General features: G+C 46.0%; 1 pseudogene. It reads left to right on the top strand.

Annotation, left to right across the window (positions count from 1 at the left end):
* Positions 1-472 (top strand): annotated as a pseudogene (locus tag FCL48_RS24710) (transposase); the annotation flags it as partial.

Here is a 472-nt window from a genome sequence, read left to right as displayed (position 1 = left end):
AATTCCTGATAGCCGCCAAGCTGTCGCTGAAACTTATTAAGACACATCTTGATGCTGTTCGTGAGCCGATGCGCAACTGGAATCATTACAGTCAGGCATACGAACTCTATGCGTATTCTCTGCCGATAACCTGGAACTATGTGCAAGATCGTCCGTACAAAGGTGATACAATCACAGCGGACCGGCGGATGTATCTTCATTTCTATTATTCACCAGACAGAGCCCTGGAGGATGAGAAAGCTTTCAATAATCGGATGGCTGTTTGGCAGAATGAATTGGAAAATGGACAGCGTCATCCTGATCACGAGAAGCACTATGCCAAATATTTTACTGTAAAAAGCACGCCGGTCCGAGGAGTGAAGGTTGTTGCCAATGAAGAGGCGATGGCTGAGGCAAAACGCAATTACGGATATTTTGCACTGTTGAGCAATGAGATCAAAGATGCAGTCGAGGCGCTGGAGATCTATCGAAA

The sequence above is a fragment of the Desulforhopalus sp. IMCC35007 genome (assembly GCF_005116575.1).
GTDB lineage: Bacteria > Desulfobacterota > Desulfobulbia > Desulfobulbales > Desulfocapsaceae > Desulforhopalus_A.
The sequence above is the reverse complement of the archived record's forward strand: the minus strand, read 5'-3'. Positions and strand labels throughout refer to the sequence as shown.